15 protein-coding genes and 1 pseudogene are annotated in these 17,124 nt (G+C 65.5%); 11 read left to right on the top strand and 5 right to left on the bottom strand.

Features of this window, described 5'->3' with window-relative positions:
* Positions 1-69 precede the first annotated feature (69 nt).
* From RJT48_RS19185 to RJT48_RS19165, 5 genes are all read left to right on the top strand, one after another.
* Positions 70-1,965, top strand: coding sequence for a 2-oxoacid:acceptor oxidoreductase subunit alpha (locus RJT48_RS19185; protein WP_311173968.1), 1,896 nt, complete (start codon positions 70-72; stop codon positions 1,963-1,965).
* 2 nt (positions 1,966-1,967) lie between these two features.
* Positions 1,968-2,906 (top strand): thiamine pyrophosphate-dependent enzyme, encoded by a 939-nt coding sequence (locus RJT48_RS19180; protein WP_311173967.1) that lies wholly within the window; start codon positions 1,968-1,970, stop codon positions 2,904-2,906.
* A gap of 110 nt (positions 2,907-3,016) precedes the next feature.
* The gene (gene lrpA1, locus RJT48_RS19175) at positions 3,017-3,445 is read left to right on the top strand and encodes an HTH-type transcriptional regulator LrpA1 (protein ID WP_311173966.1); all 429 of its coding nucleotides are present in this window, start codon (positions 3,017-3,019) and stop codon (positions 3,443-3,445) included.
* Positions 3,446-3,698: 253 nt separating this feature from the next.
* Entirely contained in the window at positions 3,699-4,973 is a 1,275-nt protein-coding gene (dinB, locus tag RJT48_RS19170) for a DNA polymerase IV (protein ID WP_311173965.1), read from the top strand.
* 60 nt (positions 4,974-5,033) lie between these two features.
* Positions 5,034-5,258 (top strand): DUF8106 domain-containing protein, encoded by a 225-nt coding sequence (locus RJT48_RS19165; protein WP_311173964.1) that lies wholly within the window; start codon positions 5,034-5,036, stop codon positions 5,256-5,258.
* 65 nt (positions 5,259-5,323) lie between these two features.
* Here the strand turns inward: RJT48_RS19165 and RJT48_RS19160 are convergent, their stop codons facing one another.
* On the bottom strand, positions 5,324-5,821 hold the full coding sequence (locus RJT48_RS19160) for a hypothetical protein (RefSeq protein ID WP_311173963.1): 498 nt from the start codon (positions 5,819-5,821) through the stop codon (positions 5,324-5,326).
* A 309-nt stretch (positions 5,822-6,130) separates the two neighbouring features.
* Between RJT48_RS19160 and RJT48_RS19155 the strand changes: the two genes are divergently transcribed.
* From RJT48_RS19155 to RJT48_RS19135, 5 genes and pseudogenes are all read left to right on the top strand, one after another.
* Complete coding sequence (locus RJT48_RS19155; protein ID WP_311173962.1) at positions 6,131-7,144, top strand: Cdc6/Cdc18 family protein; 1,014 nt, start codon at positions 6,131-6,133, stop codon at positions 7,142-7,144.
* 210 nt (positions 7,145-7,354) lie between these two features.
* The gene (locus RJT48_RS19150) at positions 7,355-8,752 is read left to right on the top strand and encodes a PAS domain S-box protein (RefSeq protein ID WP_311173961.1); all 1,398 of its coding nucleotides are present in this window, start codon (positions 7,355-7,357) and stop codon (positions 8,750-8,752) included.
* Positions 8,753-9,014: 262 nt separating this feature from the next.
* Positions 9,015-9,959, top strand: a complete 945-nt coding sequence (locus tag RJT48_RS19145; protein ID WP_311173960.1) for a hypothetical protein — start codon at positions 9,015-9,017, stop codon at positions 9,957-9,959.
* Position 9,960: 1 nt separating this feature from the next.
* A pseudogene (locus tag RJT48_RS19140) lies at positions 9,961-10,245 on the top strand (DUF8156 family protein); the annotation flags it as partial.
* Between the two features lie 191 nt (positions 10,246-10,436).
* Entirely contained in the window at positions 10,437-12,608 is a 2,172-nt protein-coding gene (locus tag RJT48_RS19135; RefSeq protein WP_311173959.1) for a type B DNA-directed DNA polymerase, read from the top strand.
* 152 nt (positions 12,609-12,760) lie between these two features.
* Here the strand turns inward: RJT48_RS19135 and RJT48_RS19130 are convergent, their stop codons facing one another.
* On the bottom strand, positions 12,761-13,237 hold the full coding sequence (locus tag RJT48_RS19130) for a hypothetical protein (RefSeq protein WP_311173958.1): 477 nt from the start codon (positions 13,235-13,237) through the stop codon (positions 12,761-12,763).
* A 335-nt stretch (positions 13,238-13,572) separates the two neighbouring features.
* On the opposite strand from RJT48_RS19130, the gene RJT48_RS19125 reads away from it, so the two are divergent.
* On the top strand, positions 13,573-15,516 hold the full coding sequence (locus tag RJT48_RS19125) for an ATP-binding protein (protein ID WP_311173957.1): 1,944 nt from the start codon (positions 13,573-13,575) through the stop codon (positions 15,514-15,516).
* A gap of 92 nt (positions 15,517-15,608) precedes the next feature.
* Here the strand turns inward: RJT48_RS19125 and RJT48_RS19120 are convergent, their stop codons facing one another.
* From RJT48_RS19120 to RJT48_RS19110, 3 genes are all read right to left on the bottom strand, one after another.
* Positions 15,609-15,752 (bottom strand): hypothetical protein, encoded by a 144-nt coding sequence (locus RJT48_RS19120; protein ID WP_311173956.1) that lies wholly within the window; start codon positions 15,750-15,752, stop codon positions 15,609-15,611.
* Between the two features lie 114 nt (positions 15,753-15,866).
* Positions 15,867-16,010, bottom strand: a complete 144-nt coding sequence (locus RJT48_RS19115; RefSeq protein WP_311173955.1) for a hypothetical protein — start codon at positions 16,008-16,010, stop codon at positions 15,867-15,869.
* A gap of 187 nt (positions 16,011-16,197) precedes the next feature.
* A complete protein-coding gene (locus RJT48_RS19110) occupies positions 16,198-16,986 on the bottom strand; it encodes an SDR family NAD(P)-dependent oxidoreductase (protein ID WP_311173954.1) in 789 nt (262 codons plus the stop codon).
* Positions 16,987-17,124 lie beyond the last annotated feature (138 nt).

The following is a 17,124-nucleotide window of genomic DNA, read 5'->3' as shown; positions in this document are numbered from 1 at the left end:
ATAGCAAAGCCTTTAGTCGAGTCTCGCCGAAACGTTCGGTAGTGGCCCACACGGGCCGTGAGCTCAAATATGACTAACGACGAACTCATCTGGCGCATCGCAGGAGGTTCCGGCGACGGAATCGCCTCGACCAGCCAGAACTTCGCAAAGGCCCTGATGCGCGCGGGGCTCAACGTATTCACGCATCGACACTATCCGTCCCGCATCCGCGGCGGCCACACCTACACCGAGGTCCGTGTGTCGGCGGAGCCGATCAGTTCGCGCGGCGACGGGTACAACTTCCTCCTCGCTTTGGGCGACTCCTTCGCGCGGAACCCCCAGGAGAACGCCTACTACGGCAACGAGGAGATCAAGCCGCTGTCGGAGAACCTCGATGAACTCAACGAGGGCGGCGTCATCGTCTACGACTCGGGCCTCCTGGACACCGAGGAGATCCCGAACTTCGACGAGCGAGTCGAGGAGAACGACTGGCACGTCTACGACATCGACCTCCGGACGATGGCCCGGGAACACGGCCGCGAAGTGATGCGGAACACCGCCGGCGTCGCCGTCACGTGTGCCATCGCGGGCATCGAGCCCGAGGTCATCAAGAGCCTGATGGACGACACGATGCCGGAGAAGGTCTTCGAGCCGAATATGTCGGTGTTCGACGACGCCTACGAGACCGTCCGCGAGGAGTACGACGCCGACGCGCCGGACGTGTCGGTCCCGTCGGGCGAGCACGAGGAGGAACAGGTGCTCATCTCCGGGTCGGACTCCATCGCCTACGGTGCCCTCGACGAGGGCTGTCGCTTCATCGCGGGCTACCCGATGACGCCGTGGACCGAGGTCTTCACCATCATGTCGCAGAACCTCCCCGAGGTCGGGGGGATCTCCGAGCAGGTCGAAGACGAGATCGCGGCGGCCGCGCTCGCGCTGGGCGCGTCCCACGCGGGCGTCAAGGCGATGTCCGGGTCCTCCGGCGGCGGCTTCGCGCTGATGTCGGAACCGCTCGGCCTCGCGGAGATGACCGAGACGCCGGTCGTCCTCGTGGAGGCGATGCGGGCCGGCCCGTCGACCGGAATGCCGACAAAGCCGGAACAGGCCGACCTCGAACACGTCCTCTACACCTCCCAGGGCGACTCCCACCGGATCGTCTTCGCGCCGGCGGGCGCCGAAGAGGCATACAGGCAAACGCGACGGGCGTTCCAGATCGCCTACGAGTACCAGATCCCCTCGATCGTCCTGTACGACCAGAAGAACGGGGGCGAACTGCAGAACGTGCCCGCTTCCGTCTTCGACGAGGAGCCGAACCCCGACCCCGGCTCGGTGCTGACCGAGGCGGAACTCGAAGACGCGCCGCACGACCCCTCCGGGAAGTACAACCGCTTCCAGCACGACGTCGACGACGGCGTCAGCCCGCGTTCGATCCCGGGCCAGAAGGGCGGCCGCTATCTCGCGACGGGCAACGAACACACGCCCGCTGGACACATCGAAGAGAGCCCGGTCAACCGCGTCAATCAGGTGAACCGACGGATGCAGAAGATGGAGGCCATCCGCGCGGAGCTCGCCGCCGAGGAGAGCATCAACTTCCACTACGGCCCCGAGGCGGCCGACTACGGAATTATGACGTTCGGCTCCCAGCAGGGGACCGCAAAGGAGGCCGTCGACGAGCTGAACGAGGCGGGCCACTCGGTGAAGCTGCTCGGCGTCTCCCAGCTTGCGCCGTATCCGGTCGAGGAGGTCACCGAGTTCATCGAGAGCGTCGACGAGGTGCTGGTCGTCGAGATGAACGCCTCCGGGCAGTTCCGCGGCCTGACGCAGAAGGAGATCGGCCGCTTCGGCGAGAAGCTCTCGAGTCTCCTGAAGTACAACGGCAACCCCTTCGAGCCCGCCGAGATCGTCGACGGGTTCGTCACCAGTATCGTCGAGGACGGGACGCTGCCCGGCCACGAGACCAAATTCGTCCCCGCAGCGAGTGATTAACAATGAGCGCATTCAGTGCAATCGGCGACGAGGCCGAACACGACAGAGACGAGTACACGCCCGGACTGGAACCGCAACCGACGTGGTGTCCCGGCTGTGGCGACTTCGGGGTCCTGAAGGCCCTGAAAGGCGCCGCCGCCGAACTGGGGCTATCACCCGAGGAGATGCTGGTCTGTACCGGCATCGGCTGCTCGGGCAAACTGAACAGTTACTTCGAGAGCTACGGCTTCCATACGATCCACGGCCGGTCGCTGCCGGTCGCGCGGGCCGCAAAGCTCGCCAACACCGGCCTGACGGTCGTCGCCGCCGGCGGCGACGGCGACGGCTACGGGATCGGCGGGAACCACTTCACCCACACCGCCCGTGAGAACCACGACATCACCTACATCGTGTTCAACAACGAGATCTTCGGGCTGACCAAGGGCCAGACATCCCCGACGTCGCCGAAGGGTCACAAATCGAAGACGCAGCCGCACGGCTCCGCGAAGGATCCGGTCCGGCCGCTGTCGCTCTCGCTGAACGCCGGCGCGTCCTACATCGCGCGGACGGCCGCGGTCAACCCCAACCAGGCGAAGGACATCATCGTCGAGGCGATCGAACACGACGGCTTCTCCCACATCGACTTCCTCACGCAGTGTCCGACCTGGAACAAGGACGCAAAGCAGTACGTCCCGTACATCGACATCAACGACTCCGAGGACTACGAGTTCGACAAGACGGACCGCTCGGAAGCCTCCGAGATGATGTACGAGACCGAGACCGTCCTCCACGAGGGGACCGTCCTGACCGGCCGCTACTACGTCGACGAGGAGCGCCCGTCCTACCAGCAGGAGAAGCGGACCATCGGCGAACTGCCCGAAGAACCGCTCGCCGAGCGGTACTTCGACGACGACTACGAGTGGGAGCGCGTCTACGATACGTTCCTGGACAAACACAAGTAGGGCGCACAGGCGAGTCACCGATCTCACGGCCCGCGGCCGACAGTTTTCCTGCGGCGAGTTCGGTTTTCAGGTTCGGAAGGTATTTTTTCCGGCAACCGAAAGTTAGAGGTATGGAAACCACCTCGACGGAGGGCCGGATTCTCGATGTCCTCGAGGAAGACGCCCAGGCGTCGTACTCAGAGATCGCAGAACGGGCCGACGTCTCGAAGCCGACCGTCCGCAAGTACATCCGGAAGATGGAGGAAGAGGGAATCATCGTCGGCTACTCCGCCGACGTCGATCCCAAGAAGCTCTCGGAAACTTCGATCGCGCTCGTGGGGCTGGACGTCGCCTCCGAACGCTACGTCGAAGCCACGAAGGAGCTGAGGGAACTCGACGCCGTCGAGTCGCTGTTTACCTCCTCTGGAGACCATATGCTGATGGCCGAGGTCCGCGCGCCCGACGGCGACGCGCTGGGCGACGTCATCTCCGAGACGCTGCTCACGATCGACGGGATCACCGCGGCACACCCGTCGTTCCTGCAGGAACGGCTAAAATAGTCCCGGCGGCGTAACGGCTCCCTGAACCGCTCTCGACGGCGCGCCGCCGCCGTCCGTTTCCGGCACCGTCCCACGTCGAGGGGTCCCGGTCCAGTTCGATCGGATATAGATCCGTCCGGACGTCTTTTCACTTCCGCCGCGCGTGGCAAACGCTATAGTGGCCGCTCGCCCGATACCTACCCGGTTGACGATCGAGTGATCGAGATGCCCCGAACCGACCGGACGACCGAGGCGAACGCCCCGGAGCACGCAGATGAGCGGTGAGACGCTGCCGGGCGTCGAGCGGGACGATCCCCCGCGGATCGTCCTGCACGTCGATATGGACTGCTTCTACGCCTCCTGTGAGCGGTTGCGGGAGCCGACGCTCCGCGGCCAGCCCGTCGTCGTGGGGATGGGGTACGAACCCGGAGACACGATCGGCGCGGTCGCCACCGCGAGCTACGAGGCGCGCGAGTTCGGCGTCGAGAGCGCACAGCCGATCTCGCAGGCGCTGGATCGCCTCCCGCGAGCGGCGGCCGCCGACGCTGCCGACGACGACACCGAGCCGGTGGGCTACTACCGCCCCGTCGATCTGGACTTCTACCAGTCGGTCGCCGACGCGGTCAAGGAGATCCTCCACGACTGCGCCGACGTCGTTCGCGAGGTGAGCATCGACGAGGCGTATCTCGACGTGACCGAGCGGACCGCCTGGCGCCGGACCCCCGACGGGGACCGGACCCTCGCGGAGGGGTACGCCCGGTACGTGAAACAGCGGATCGCCCGCGAGGTCGGCGTCCCCGCGAGCGTCGGTGTCGCGCCGAACCTCTCGGCCGCCAAGATCGCCTCGGACCACGACAAACCCGACGGGCTCGTCGTCGTCGAGCCGGGCAAAGTCCGCGAGTTCCTGGCACCGCTTTCGGTCGAGGCGGTCCACGGCGTCGGTCCCGTCACGGCGGATCGGCTGGCGTCGATGGGGATCGAGACCGCGGGCGACCTCGCCAGCGCCGATCCCGTCGAGCTACGGGATGTGTTCGGCTCCCGCGGCGTCGAACTCCACGAGCGGGCCCGCGGGATCGACGACCGCGAAGTCACCCCGACGGGCCGGCCGAAGAGCCTCTCGCGGGAGTCGGCGTTCGCGGAAGCGACCGACGACGACACGAAAAAGCGGGAGACGGTGACGACGCTCGCTGCCGACGTGGCCGCACGCGCACAGAACCGCGGGGCGACGTATCGGACGATCGGTATCAAGGTCGTCGTCCCGCCCTACGAGGTCAACACCCGCGAGCGGTCGCTCTCCGGCCCCGTCGACGACCCGGACCTCGTCGAGGAGGTCGCACTCGAACTCCTCGCGGAGTTCGACGGCGAGGCCGCCCGCAAGGTGGGCGTTCGCGTCTCGAATCTGTCCTTCGCGTCCGGCGAACAGGCCCGACTCGACGGGTGGGACGAGGAGGACGGCGTCGGCGGCGGTGGCTCCGAAGCGAACGGTCGAGACGGGGACGATCCGACCGGCCGCGGGCAGGCCTCGCTCGGCGAGTTCGAGCGGAGATAGTACCCGGGGATCGCAGCACAGTACGACACCGTTATCCCCGGCCGAACAGTAGGTAAAGAAATGACTCCCTCCAACCCCGACCCCGTCTCGGTGACGAAGGCGACGCTGTACTGTCCCGACTGCGGTCACGAGAGCCGAATCAACGGCGACTGGCTGCTGGAAGTCCGTCCCGACTCCGTCGACTACGAGTGTCCCGAGTGTGGGACGACGATCGACTCCCGTCGCGATCCCGAGGACCTGCCTGCAGGGCGCAGCAAGCCGCTGTTCGTATCCGCCGACGACTGATCAGAAGCCGACAGCTGTGATCGTCGGTCCCGGATCGAAGTGACCGGGTCGCGTTCGGACGACGCTTACGTCGAGCCGAGTTCGATTTCGGCCGGCGTCACCTCGTCGAGTTCTTCGACGACCGCCTCGTCGTGTTTTACCGTCAGACCGATCGTCAGGCCGAGTCCGTACAGCGCGATCAGGAACCACCCGTACGCCACGACCGTCTGTCCGACGATTCCGAGGTTGACGACCCACCACTCGACGGTGAGGAAACTCCAGGCCGCGAGCGCGATTGCGTACAGATGCAGCGGCGCGCCGCCCAGCAGATGACTGTTGAACCGCCGAATCCGCTCCCGGTTGGACTGGGTCTTGAACAGCTGGTATTCGCCGGAGAACTTCGTCGCCCCCATCCCGATCGCGAGCAGCGCTCCGAGACCAGCGATGACGAGCCAGCCGGATCCGATTACCGTCGGAGACATATTCAGTCCCAACCCCATCCACGCTCCCGACCACCCGGCCCAGGCGAGGATTCCGAGGCCGTAGAGGCGATACCCCTGCCGTACCACGTTACTGAGTGGCATATGAATGAGTGATGATTATGAGTTGATAAATCTGTGGTTATAGTTCAGACTCACTGACACTGTAACCACTCCGGCTGTTCGCCCAGTTTGCCCCGTTTTGTGTCGGTAACCCACGAGTGAAGTCGTGGGCTTCCGATTTGTTTATCTGTGAGAGCGCGCCCCGGACGTTTCCGGAAGTGGCCAGCTTCCAGAAAAGAATCGCCAGACTGCGGGTGGAATCCCGGCGGTATCACGTCTCCAGAGTCGTTTCTCGGAAGTGGCCCAGGCATCCTTTTGTGAGTTCGCTCGAAAGCTACTACCGACTCCCGTATGATCCGCGATGCTCGGGTACTCCGTGCCGGGTTCGTCCCCCGTGAGGTGGAGCATCGCGACGCCGAGGTCAACCACCTCTCCAGCGTTCTCGAACCGATCACGAACGGCGAGCCCGCGGATACCGCAGTCGTGACCGGGCCGAGCGGGGCCGGAAAGACCTGCATCGCGAAGTTCGTCATCGAGCGGCTCCGCGAGGAGGTGCTCGACGTCGAGGCCACGTACGTGAACTGCTGGCGGAACTACACCCGCTTTCGGACGCTGTATACGATCCTCGACGACCTCGGGGGGACGATCGACATCCACCGGCAGTCGACGCCCCACGACGAACTCGTCGACCGCCTCCAGCAGTACGAGGGTCGGACGGTCGTGATCCTCGACGAGGCGGATCAGCTCGAGGATCCCGGTCTGATTTACGACCTCCACAGCCTCCCACAGTTTGCGATCATCTGCATCGCGAACAACGAGGAGGAACTGTTCAGCCGCGTCGACGACCGCCTCGTGAGTCGTCTCCGCGCCAGCGAGCACGTCCGGATGGAGAAGTACCACAACGAGCAGCTGTTCGACATCCTGCAGGCCCGCGTCAGGTGGGGGCTGGAGCCGGACGCCATCACCGACGAACAGCTCTACCGGATCGCGGACGCGGCCGCCGGCGACGCCCGACTCGCGATCGGCATTCTCCGGACCGCGGCGAGCACCGCCGACCGCGAGAACCGCGATCGGATCACCGACGAGATGCTCTTCGACGCCGCCGAGGACAGCCGCGCCCGGATCAGACAGAAGAGCCTCGACTCGCTCACGCCGCATCAGCGCGTCGTCTACGACGTCCTCGACGAACACGGGCCGCTGAGTCCGGGCGAGATCCACGAACGCTACGCCGAGGTCGTCGAGGATCCGCGGACGAAACGGACCGTCCGAACCTACCTCGCGAAGATGGAGCAGTACAACCTCCTGACGGCCGAGGGGACGAGCCGCGACCGGGAGTACGCGCTCGTCGATCCCGACGCCGCGTGACTGTCTCGGAGATGTTTCCGTTTCGTTACCAATGTATCTGAGCGATCGAACCGGTCACGAACCGCTCCGCTGGAACGACTGTTATGATCGCTTTCAGCCCCATAAAATCCTCTACGACCGTCTCTCGCATCCGGATTGCCCGCCATCTCAGGAGCCACCCCTTCGAGAAGCTACCAGATGTCTTATATAGTTTCGGTTGGTAAAATGCGTATGAAGGGAGGGTTCCACCGGACACTCATCGAAGAGTCGTCGGATATTGCGACGATCATCGATCGGGACGGAACGATCACCTACGTGAGTCCCTCTGTCGAGCACACGCTCGGCTACGAGCCGGAGGAGCTGGTCGGCGAAACGGGATACGGGTACCAGCATCCCGACGACCGCGAGGGTGTTGCGGAGGCGATCGAACGACTGCAGATAGAGCCGGAGGGTACACAGGTCATCGAAACGCGATTTCGGCACGCCGACGGCTCGTGGCGCTGGATCGAGGCCACGTTACGCAACCGGGAGGGTGACGAGACGATCGGCGGTATTCTGGTGAGCAGCCGCGACATCTCCGAGCGAAAGCGACACGAGCGGCAGTATCAGGCACTTGCGGAGGAATACGAGACGCTGCTCGATACCGTCTGGGAGGGTATTTTCTTCCTCGCCGTCGACAGCGCGGATTCGGAGATAACGTTCCGGTTCGAGCGTCTGAACCGGGCGTACGAAGAACAGACCGGCATCACGACCGACGAGATGCAGGGCAAGACGCCGACCGAGGTGTTCGGTAACGAACTCGGCGCGACCCTCGAATCGAACTACCACCGGTGCGTCGCGACCGGTGAGCCGATCACGTATCAGGAAGAACTCCCCGTCGATACCGGGGCGCGGTTCTGGCAGACGAGTCTCACACCGGTCATCACCGACGAGGCGGTGACCCGAATCATCGGCATCGTGCGGAACGTCACAGAGCGTGTCAAGCGGGAGCGCAAACTCCACAGTCAGAAGGAACAACTCGACGCGTTCGCCGGGGTCGTGTCCCACGATCTGCGGAACCCGCTCAATGTCGCACAGGGACGTATCGAACTCCTCTCCGGAGAGTGCGAAAGCGAACATCTCCCGCCGGTCGTACAGGCCCTCGACCGGGTGGAGGAAATCGTCGCGGACACCCTCACGCTCGCCAGACAGGGACAGGTCGTCTCGGATCCGGAGCCGATCGATCTGGTCGAGGTGCTCGGTATCTGCTGGAAGAACGTCGCCACCGACGACGCGACGCTCGACGTCGAAGACGAGATCAGGATCTCCGGCGACCGGAGTCGACTCCAGCACGTCTTCGAGAACCTCTTCCGGAACGCGATCGAACACGGCGGCGCCGGCGTGACCGTCCGTGTCGGGCAGATCGACGACCACGGGATCTACGTGGAGGACACCGGACCCGGAATCCCCGCCGATTCCCGAGCGGCAGTGTTCGAACCGGGGCACACGTCAGCGAGTGGCGAGACCGGATTCGGGCTGACGATCGTCAAACGGATCGCCGAAGCCCACGGGTGGGAGATCGAGGTCACCGAGGGGACCGGCGGTGGCGCCCGATTCGAGTGCACTGACGTCGTATTCGTCCCACAGTAGGGACCCACGACTGACGTCGTGGGCGTCCACCTTGCAGATCTGTGACGCGGCCACCGACGCCGCCGCACCCGTCGGGGATTCGCCAGTTCGTCGCGGCCGGCAATGTGGGACGGCAGCGACCGCCGCAGCCGTTCGTGGAAACACACCGGTTTCCGCGACAGAATCGGGAGACGGGGTCCGGAAATGGGGCCGATCGCCCCGATCCCAGAAACGCGGAAACGACACGCCGCGGCTTATCGGCGTCCCCGGTGTCTCTCCAGGTATGTCACACGACGAAGACACGTCCTCGGCCGCTGCGGCGCCGGCAGGGCGTCCAACGCGACCCGCAGAGCGAAACCGCGATCTCGTCGACCGTCCCGAGCCCGGAATCGAGAATCCGTTACTCCCGTCCCTGGAACGCGGTCTCACCCTGCTTGACGTCGACGGCGGCCGCGGTGTGTCGATCCTGCAGGCGCTCGTTTTAGATCACCTCCTGCTGCACGACGGCCCCGCGTTCTGGGTCGACGCCGACGGCCACGCGACCACGACGGGGCTGGCCAGAATCGCCCCGAGTCGCCGCCTGCTCGATCGAATCGCTGTCGCCCGCGGCTTCACCCCTTACCAGCACTACAGCGCCGTCCGCGACGTGTCGACGGCGGTCAACCGGCGGATCAGAGCGACCGCGTCGCGTCCGGCTGATCTGGGAGAGGACGACCTCCCCGGTCACGACGGCGAAGACGGGCCGGGGACGCCGTCGCTCGTCGTCGCGCCGGCACTCGACAGCCAGTATCGGGCCGCCGACACTCTCGCGGACCGCCACGCGCGGACTCTGCAGGCGCGGACGCTCGCCCGACTGCGTACCTACGCCGACGCCTACGACGTCCCGGTGCTCGTGACGCGGACCGCAGCCGACGCCTTCACCGGGGCCATCGAAACCGCCGCCGAGCGGCACCTGGAGTGCGAGCGGACCCGGCTCGGCCCGCGGTTCGTCGGCAGGGAGTTCGAGACGCTCGTCTATCCCGCCGGTGCGCACTACCAGACGACGCTCGCCTACTGGCGGCGGGTCCTCGGCGCGCGCGCCGAGCAGGTAGGGCTGGAGCCGTCGCCGTCGACCCCGGCGGACAGCCCGTCCGAGCCGGTCGGGACCGCCGTGACGGCGGCGGGAGCGGCGTCGTCGTTCACGGCGAACCCGCTCTTGGACGCGTGGCCCGGGGCCGGGGGGCGCTGAGATGGGGCGAACCAACCCGACGTACCGGGACGCCCTGCGAGCGATCCGGGAGCGCTGGAGCGACTTCCGGCGGGCGCTGCGGCGGCGCGATCAGCCCCGGTTCGATCGGCTGTTCGGCTACGCGCGGGACCACGCCGACGCGAGCGGAATGTTGAACCACGAGAACCCGCTGTTTCCCGCGCTTTTCAGCGTCGACATCGAGCAGGAGGCCCGTCTCGATACGCACGAGAAACGACTCGATTCCCAGGAAAAGCGGCTCGAAGATCACGAGAAACGACTCGATTCCCAGGAAAAGCGGCTCGAAGATCACGAGGAACGGCTCGATTCCCACGAGGAGCGGGTCGGCGCCCACCAAGATCGACTCGGCGCCCACGAGGAACGACTCAATTCCCAGGAGGAACGGCTCGACGAACTCGAAGGCGCGATCGAGACCCTGCGCGATCGAGACGCCGAATCGCGGCCCGAGGAGACGGAGCGATGACGTTCACGGTCGATTTCCTCGACGCCGGGCGCGTCCTCACGTGGGAGTCGACGCCGGACGGCGCATCCGAAACCGTGCGGTCGTACACCCCGCGGTTCTTCCTCGCGGGCCGATCACCCGACGCCGAGGTTGATCTGACGCGCCTCCGGGCGTTCTACGAAGGGCATCCGAACGTCGTCGACACGGAGCTCACGACCCGTCGCCCCGGCTTTCGGCGGGACGACGAGCGCGTGCTCGGTGTCGACGTCGATCACGTCGATCGGATCGCCACGCTCGCGCGACAGGCGCGACAGCTGCCCGGGTTCCCGGTCGGCGACGTCGCCTGTTTCAACGTCGACTTCTCCCGCGAGTTCCGCTACTGTCTCGAAACCGATACTGATCCGACGCCCGCAACGGATCTGACGACGCTCCGCCTCGCAGTTCCGGTTGCCGAGACGACCGACGACACATACAGCAAACTCACTGTGGACGGAGAGCGCGTCGCCGGACCGCCGGCGGACGTGCTGACCGCCGTCACCGCAGCGGTCGAAGCGCAGGATCCGGACGTCCTCGTCTGTTCGACGGCCGAGATCGTGCCGACGCTCTCCCGGATGGCGGCAGCGGCCGGGATGGACGACTTCACGCTGAGCCGGTGGCCCGGGGTCGACTACCAGCAGCTCGCCGGGGAGTCGACGTACGCGAGTTACGGGCGGGTGGGCCACTCGCCGGCGCGGTACAACGTCCCCGGACGGGCGATCGTCGACGAGTCGAACACGTTCTTCTACGGCGAGACGAACCTCGCGGGCGTCCTCGATCTCGTCTCGCGGTCGCGGAAGCCGCTCCAGGAACTCGCCTGGGCGTCGATCGGGAACGTGCTCACGGCGATCCAGATCCGGGAGGCACACGACCGCGGGGTGTTGGTGCCGTGGAACTCCTGGCGGCACGAGTTCTTCAAGTCGATGGGGACGCTGCACGACGCCGATCGCGGCGGCTTCATCTTCGCGCCGGCGGTCGGCGTCCACGAGCGGGTCCACGAACTGGACTTCTCGAGCCTCTATCCGAACATCATCTGTACGCGGAACGTCTCGCCGGACGTCATCCGCTGTGAGTGCCACCGCGACCGCGAGGACGTCCCCGAACTGGGCTATGCGATCTGTGACGAGCGCGGCTACCTCGTCGACGTGCTCCGGCCGCTCATCGACGCCCGCGACGAGATCAAAGCCGCGATCGACCGGGAAGAGGGGAGCTCCGAGCCGGATCGGGAGCGACTGGCGGCGCTGGAGGGCAGGTCGGCCGCCCTGAAGTGGATCCTCGTCGCCTGTTTCGGCTACCAGGGGTTCAGCAACGCGAAGTTCGGCCGGATCGAGTGCCACGAGGCGATCAACGCGTTCGCCCGCGAGATCCTCCTGACCGCCAAGGAGCGCCTCGAAGCGGGCGGCTGGCGTGTCGTCCACGGGATCGTCGATTCGGTCTGGGTGACGCCGGATCCGGACGTCGACTCAGCAGCACGAGCGGACCTCGACACCCTCGCGGCCGAGATTTCCGACGCGGTCGAGGTCCGACTCGAACACGAGGCCGAATACGAGTGGGTCGCGTTCGTTCCGCAGCGGGACAGCGACGCCGGGGCGCTGACGAAGTATTTCGGGAAGGTCGCGGGGGAAGACGAGTTCAAGATCCGCGGGATCGAGGCCCGCCAGCGGTCGACGGCACCGTTCGTCGCGACCACCCAGCGGACGTTCCTCCAACGGTTCGCCGCGGATCGGGACCCGACGGCGGTCCTGGACGCGCTCCGAACGGCGATCGATCGGCTCCACGCCGGCGTCGTCGATCCCGAACGACTCGTCGAACGAAACCGCGTGTCGAAACCGCGCGCGGCCTACTCGCAGTACACGAAAAACGTGGCCGCGCTCGAACGCGCCGCCGCCGACGGACTGGCGGTGCGGCCGGGCCAGACGGTCGAGTACGTCGTCGTCGACGACGCGAAGACGTCACGCGATCGGGTCGCACTCGCTCACGAGAACCCCGAGTTGTACGATCCCGCGTACTACGAAACGCAACTGGTACGCGCCGCCGAGAGCGTCCTCGCACCGCTCGGCTGGGACCGAACGGAGATCCGGGAGGCGCTCGACGAGACGCGGCCGACCGATCTGACGGCGTTCGGCGCCGGGCAGACTGACGGGAGACGATAGTCGGCGAGCGTGCGGGTATTCGAACGCTGCGCGTCTGGGAGGCTTCCGGGCGAGTGCCGGCGGTCGCCGGCTACGTTATCGTAGCGTTCGCAACTGAGTGCGCATTCGATCGCACGACTGCGTGCGATCCGACGAGCGAAGACTTGCGAACGCTACGATACCAGCAGCGTGAGGCCGACGGAGATGGGGACGAGCACGAGGAGATAGCCGGCAGCCGCGATGGCCCACCCGCGGCTGATGGCACTGCGCCGGGACGCGTCGACGCCGGAGGCCCGGGGCAGCGGAACGGCGACGAAGAAGGTGATCATAAGCACGTACAGAAGTACCGTCACCGAGACGACCGACAAAAGCGACGCGCCACCGAGAAGCCACTCGGCACCGAGCAGGAAGTAGGTGAACAGCAGGCCGGTCCCGAGGCCGGCCAGATAGTGAGCGACGGCCGCGAGTCGGCCCGGAGCGCGATCGACGTGCGCGCCCGTCAACACGCTCGCAGCGACGTACGGGGGCGTCGTCCCTTCCGGAACCCGTGCCATTATCCAATCCATCACGAAGACCGCGACGACCGCCGCACCGAGCCCGATCGGGAACCGGAACACGGCCGGGACCGAGGCGAGTTCGCCGAACACCATACGAGACGGTGCAACCGCGGCGCGTTTGGAACTATCGGCCGCTCCGTTGTTCGGGTGACCGCACTCGGTCTCGGGTCCAAGAACAGGATTCCGTTCTGCGTCGTGGAGGGCTGCGATGTGACGCCACCTGAACGGAGTAATCGGACCACAGTTTCAGATTCGATTCTCGAAGCGTGCAGGTTTACACTCGCTTTCGGCGAATGGCTGATGGGATATAGGCACTCTGCCGCAGATATAGGGGGGTTCAATTTGATTCTGCGGAGTGCTAGAGAGACAGATTTCAGCGCTGGTACTGCCACAAAACTGTTTTACCCGTCGTGTGAATTTACTGAACTGTGTCGATCACGCCTGCACGGCAACGGCGCGTCCTTTTTGTGGGGAACGCCCCGGACTTCGCGGGATTGGCCAAGCGGTTCCGCGAGGAGACCGGGGACCGGTTTATTATCGAGCGGGCCGCGAGCGCGCCGGAGGGGTTCGCAGCCATGAGCGAGCAGCCGCCGGCGTGTATCGTCGCCGAGTACAGGCTACCCGAAACGGACGGGGTGGACTTTCTCCGTGGCGTCCGCGAGGACCGTCCGGAACTGCCGTTCGTTCTGTACACCGCGACAGGCGAGGAGAGCATCGTCAGCGAAGCGATCGCCGCCGGCGCAACCGACTGTTTCCGCGGTCGGAGGGACGCAGAGCACCCCGGACTACTGGCGACCCGCATCCGGAACGTGGTCCAGACTCGCCAGGATATGAAAGAGACAGAACGAGAGGGAGCGAGGGAACACGCCACCGGAACCGAGCAGTATCAGGTGCTGTTCGAGAATACGAACGACGCCGTCGTCTGGGTGAGCTACGAGGGCGACAGGCCGTATATTCAGGAGGCCAACCCGCGGTTCAAAGCACTGTTCGAGCCGCCGGACGAGGACGTTGTCGGCCGGCCGCTCGATGCGGTCGTGGCAGCCGAAGAGCGCAGTGAAGAGGCCGAGGGACTCAGTCGCCAGGTCAGGGCGGGAAAGCAACTCGACGGGGAGATCGTCCGAGAGACTGTCGACGGGCCGCGCACCTTCACCTGGCAGGCGATTCCGATCGAGGCGTCCGAGACCGAGAACGTCGAAGAGGCCTTCGCCGTCTACACCGATATCACGCAGCGGAAGGAACGCGAACGGGAACTGCAGGAGCGCAGGGAGCGTTACCAGTCGCTGTTCGAGAACAACCCGCTTGTGATCTGGGAGGAAGACCTCTCGGAGACGAAGGCGGCAGTCGATGCGATCGCCGCAGAGCACGGGTCCGTCGAGGCGTATCTCAGGGCGAATCCGGACGAACTCGACCGGATACTGGAGACGATCGAACTGATCGACGTCAACAGAAATGCCGTCGATTACTACGACGCGCCCTCGAAGGCGGCGCTGATGGACAACCTCGACCGGATATTCACCGACGAGGCGAGGGAGACGTTCATCTCGCTGCTCGGCGCCATCGCCGACGGCGACACGCGGTTCAGAAGCGAGACGGAGTCACAGGCGTTCACCGATGACCGCCGAGTCGAACTGCTCGATTGCTTCGTTCCCGAAGCGCACGCCGACGACTACTCACGAGCGTACATCACGGGCACGGACATTACCGAAAACAAGCAGCGCGAACGGGAACTGAAACGGGAGCGCGATCGACTCGACGAGTTCGCCAGCATCGTGAGTCACGACCTGCGGAACCCGCTGAACGTCGCGGCCGGACGGGTGGAGATGGCACAACGAGAGTGCGACAGCGAGCATCTTCTCCACGTCGAAGGCGCGCTGGATCGGATGAACGACCTGATCGACGACCTCCTCGAGTTGGCTCGGCAGGGAGAACCCATCGGCGACCTGGAACCGGTGGCGTTGGCTGAACTGGGCGCGGCTTGCTGGGAGACTGTCGAGACCGCGAACGCGTCACTGGAGATAGACACGGAGTTGAAGATTCGCGCAAACCGGAGTCGCCTCAAGCAGCTGTTCGAGAACCTCGTCCGGAACGCCGTAGAACACGGCGGCACCGACGTGACGATCACACTCGGGGGGTGCTCCGATCCACCGGGGTTCTTCATCGCCGACGACGGGGGCGGCATTCCGGACACGGAGCAGGAGACGGCGTTCGGGAGCGGCTTCCCGACGTCGAGCGACGGGACTGGCTTCGGACTGCCGATCGTCGCGGAGATCGCGACGGCGCACGGCTGGGACGTCGCCGTCACCGAGAGCGCGAACGGCGGCGCCCGGTTCGAGATCACCGACGTGGAGGTCGTCGACTCACAGCGCGGGTGAGTGATTTCACTGGCGCCGCCGCTATACCCGCACCGGAACCGTTGCGGCCGGGATTTCGACGTCGGCGCCGTCAGGATCGGTCTCCAGTTGGTTTAGTCGTACCAGTCCACGTACTCGCAGTTGGGACAACGGACCCGGGTGACGAACGTCTCTCCGCGGTCGTGATTGTCCGGCGGAACCTCACTCACGACGACCGGGTCGTTTCCGCACTCGGGACACTCGTAGGGTAAATTCACGCTAGTTGACATTCGAAGCGGGTAGAAGTATTAAATTTTCTCCGGGATGGGTGAACCGCCTCGGGGTCAAGCCCCGAGGCACTCGGCCTGTTCCGCCTGTAGGTCGTCTCTCGTTCACCCGCGGGAGGATCTCACACGCTGCAACTTCCGGCTGCCGCTGCCGCTTTCGGGGTCGGCCGAGAGCGTCTCTCGGCCGTAGCGAGCGAGCACTCCGAGAGCGATCGGTCGTGGGTTGATCCGAATCTCGTCGGCTGCCACCCACGAGTGACGTCGTGGACTTCCGGCTTGTATATCCCTGAGGACCAGATTCCCGCGCCAGCGTGCGCGGGCTGAGCAAACACGCTTCGGTTTCGAGTCCGCCCCTCATATGGACTGCTGTAGCTGCTTATCGCTGTTCACGCCACACGGTGCTGTGACCAGCGGGAAGAGACGACAGCAGCCCCTATCAGAGCCCGGACCCGCCGTCGACCGGGACGGTCGCGCCGTTGACGAAACTCGCGTGCTGGCTGGACAGGAAGGTGACCACCTTCCCCAGGTCCAGCGGATCACCCGGCGACTCGTAGGGACAGTCCGCGAGCACGGCCTCCCAGGCCGACGTGATGTCGGTGAACTCGCCAGCGTCGACCCGTCGGCCCAGGAACTTCTCCAGGTCTGCGGTCTCGTGGGGGCCCGGGACGACTGCGTTCACGCGGACCTCGGGCGCGAACTTCTTCGCCTGGCTCTCGGTGAGACCCTGGACCGCCCGCCCGTACGCAGTCGCCACCGACAGTTCGTCGGTGAGTGCGGGGATAGCGGGGTTTGCCACGGTGACGACCGACCCCTGATCGGACTCTTCGAGGTGAGCGTAGGACTCACGGATGGCCCAGACGACGCTCATAAACAGCCGATCGAACCCGCGGAACCAGTCCTCGTCGGAGACGTCGAGAAACCGCTCCGGTTCGAGTGGTCGGGGTCCGGTGACGAGGTGGTCGATGCCGCCGTACTGGTCGACGGTCTCCTCGACGAGCGCCGCCATATGGTCACGGTTGCGCACGTCGACTTCGAGACCGAGAATCTCGCCCTCGCCGAGGGCGTGGAGTCTGTCGCTGGCGTACGCGAGGTCGTCCAGATTCGGCGCGGCAAGGGCGACGTTCGCCCCCTGGCGCGAGAACGCTTCCGCACAGGAGTGGCCGAGTCCGGTCGCACTCCCGGTGACCAGCGCAACGCTGCCCTCCAGTCCGAGGTCAATGTCCATATCCGACGCTTGGGCACCAGTCGTAAAAGGTTCGTGCCCAGCGATGTCCCCGGTCCGCCCCCTCGGCGACGAGAACGACGTCGCCGCGCTGGTCCGTTGCCAGTGTCCGGCAACCAAGCACGTCGAAAGCAAGGCCTG

Origin of the sequence: Halobellus ordinarius (assembly GCF_031823395.1) — an archaeon.
In the GTDB taxonomy this organism is placed as follows: domain Archaea; phylum Halobacteriota; class Halobacteria; order Halobacteriales; family Haloferacaceae; genus Haloquadratum; species Haloquadratum ordinarius.
The sequence above is the reverse complement of the archived record's forward strand: the minus strand, read 5'-3'. Positions and strand labels throughout refer to the sequence as shown.

What these genes read in the sequence shown, in the direction of transcription:
- RJT48_RS19185 (WP_311173968.1), top strand. Translation starts at nt 70, where the DNA reads ATGACTAACGACGAACTCATCTGGCGCATCGCAGGAGGTTCCGGCGAC.
- RJT48_RS19180 (WP_311173967.1), top strand. Translation starts at nt 1,968, where the DNA reads ATGAGCGCATTCAGTGCAATCGGCGACGAGGCCGAACACGACAGAGAC.
- lrpA1 (WP_311173966.1), top strand. Translation starts at nt 3,017, where the DNA reads ATGGAAACCACCTCGACGGAGGGCCGGATTCTCGATGTCCTCGAGGAA.
- dinB (WP_311173965.1), top strand. Translation starts at nt 3,699, where the DNA reads ATGAGCGGTGAGACGCTGCCGGGCGTCGAGCGGGACGATCCCCCGCGG.
- RJT48_RS19165 (WP_311173964.1), top strand. Translation starts at nt 5,034, where the DNA reads ATGACTCCCTCCAACCCCGACCCCGTCTCGGTGACGAAGGCGACGCTG.
- RJT48_RS19160 (WP_311173963.1), bottom strand. Translation starts at nt 5,821, where the DNA reads ATGCCACTCAGTAACGTGGTACGGCAGGGGTATCGCCTCTACGGCCTC.
- RJT48_RS19155 (WP_311173962.1), top strand. Translation starts at nt 6,131, where the DNA reads ATGATCCGCGATGCTCGGGTACTCCGTGCCGGGTTCGTCCCCCGTGAG.
- RJT48_RS19150 (WP_311173961.1), top strand. Translation starts at nt 7,355, where the DNA reads ATGAAGGGAGGGTTCCACCGGACACTCATCGAAGAGTCGTCGGATATT.
- RJT48_RS19145 (WP_311173960.1), top strand. Translation starts at nt 9,015, where the DNA reads ATGTCACACGACGAAGACACGTCCTCGGCCGCTGCGGCGCCGGCAGGG.
- RJT48_RS19135 (WP_311173959.1), top strand. Translation starts at nt 10,437, where the DNA reads ATGACGTTCACGGTCGATTTCCTCGACGCCGGGCGCGTCCTCACGTGG.
- RJT48_RS19130 (WP_311173958.1), bottom strand. Translation starts at nt 13,237, where the DNA reads ATGGTGTTCGGCGAACTCGCCTCGGTCCCGGCCGTGTTCCGGTTCCCG.
- RJT48_RS19110 (WP_311173954.1), bottom strand. Translation starts at nt 16,986, where the DNA reads ATGGACATTGACCTCGGACTGGAGGGCAGCGTTGCGCTGGTCACCGGG.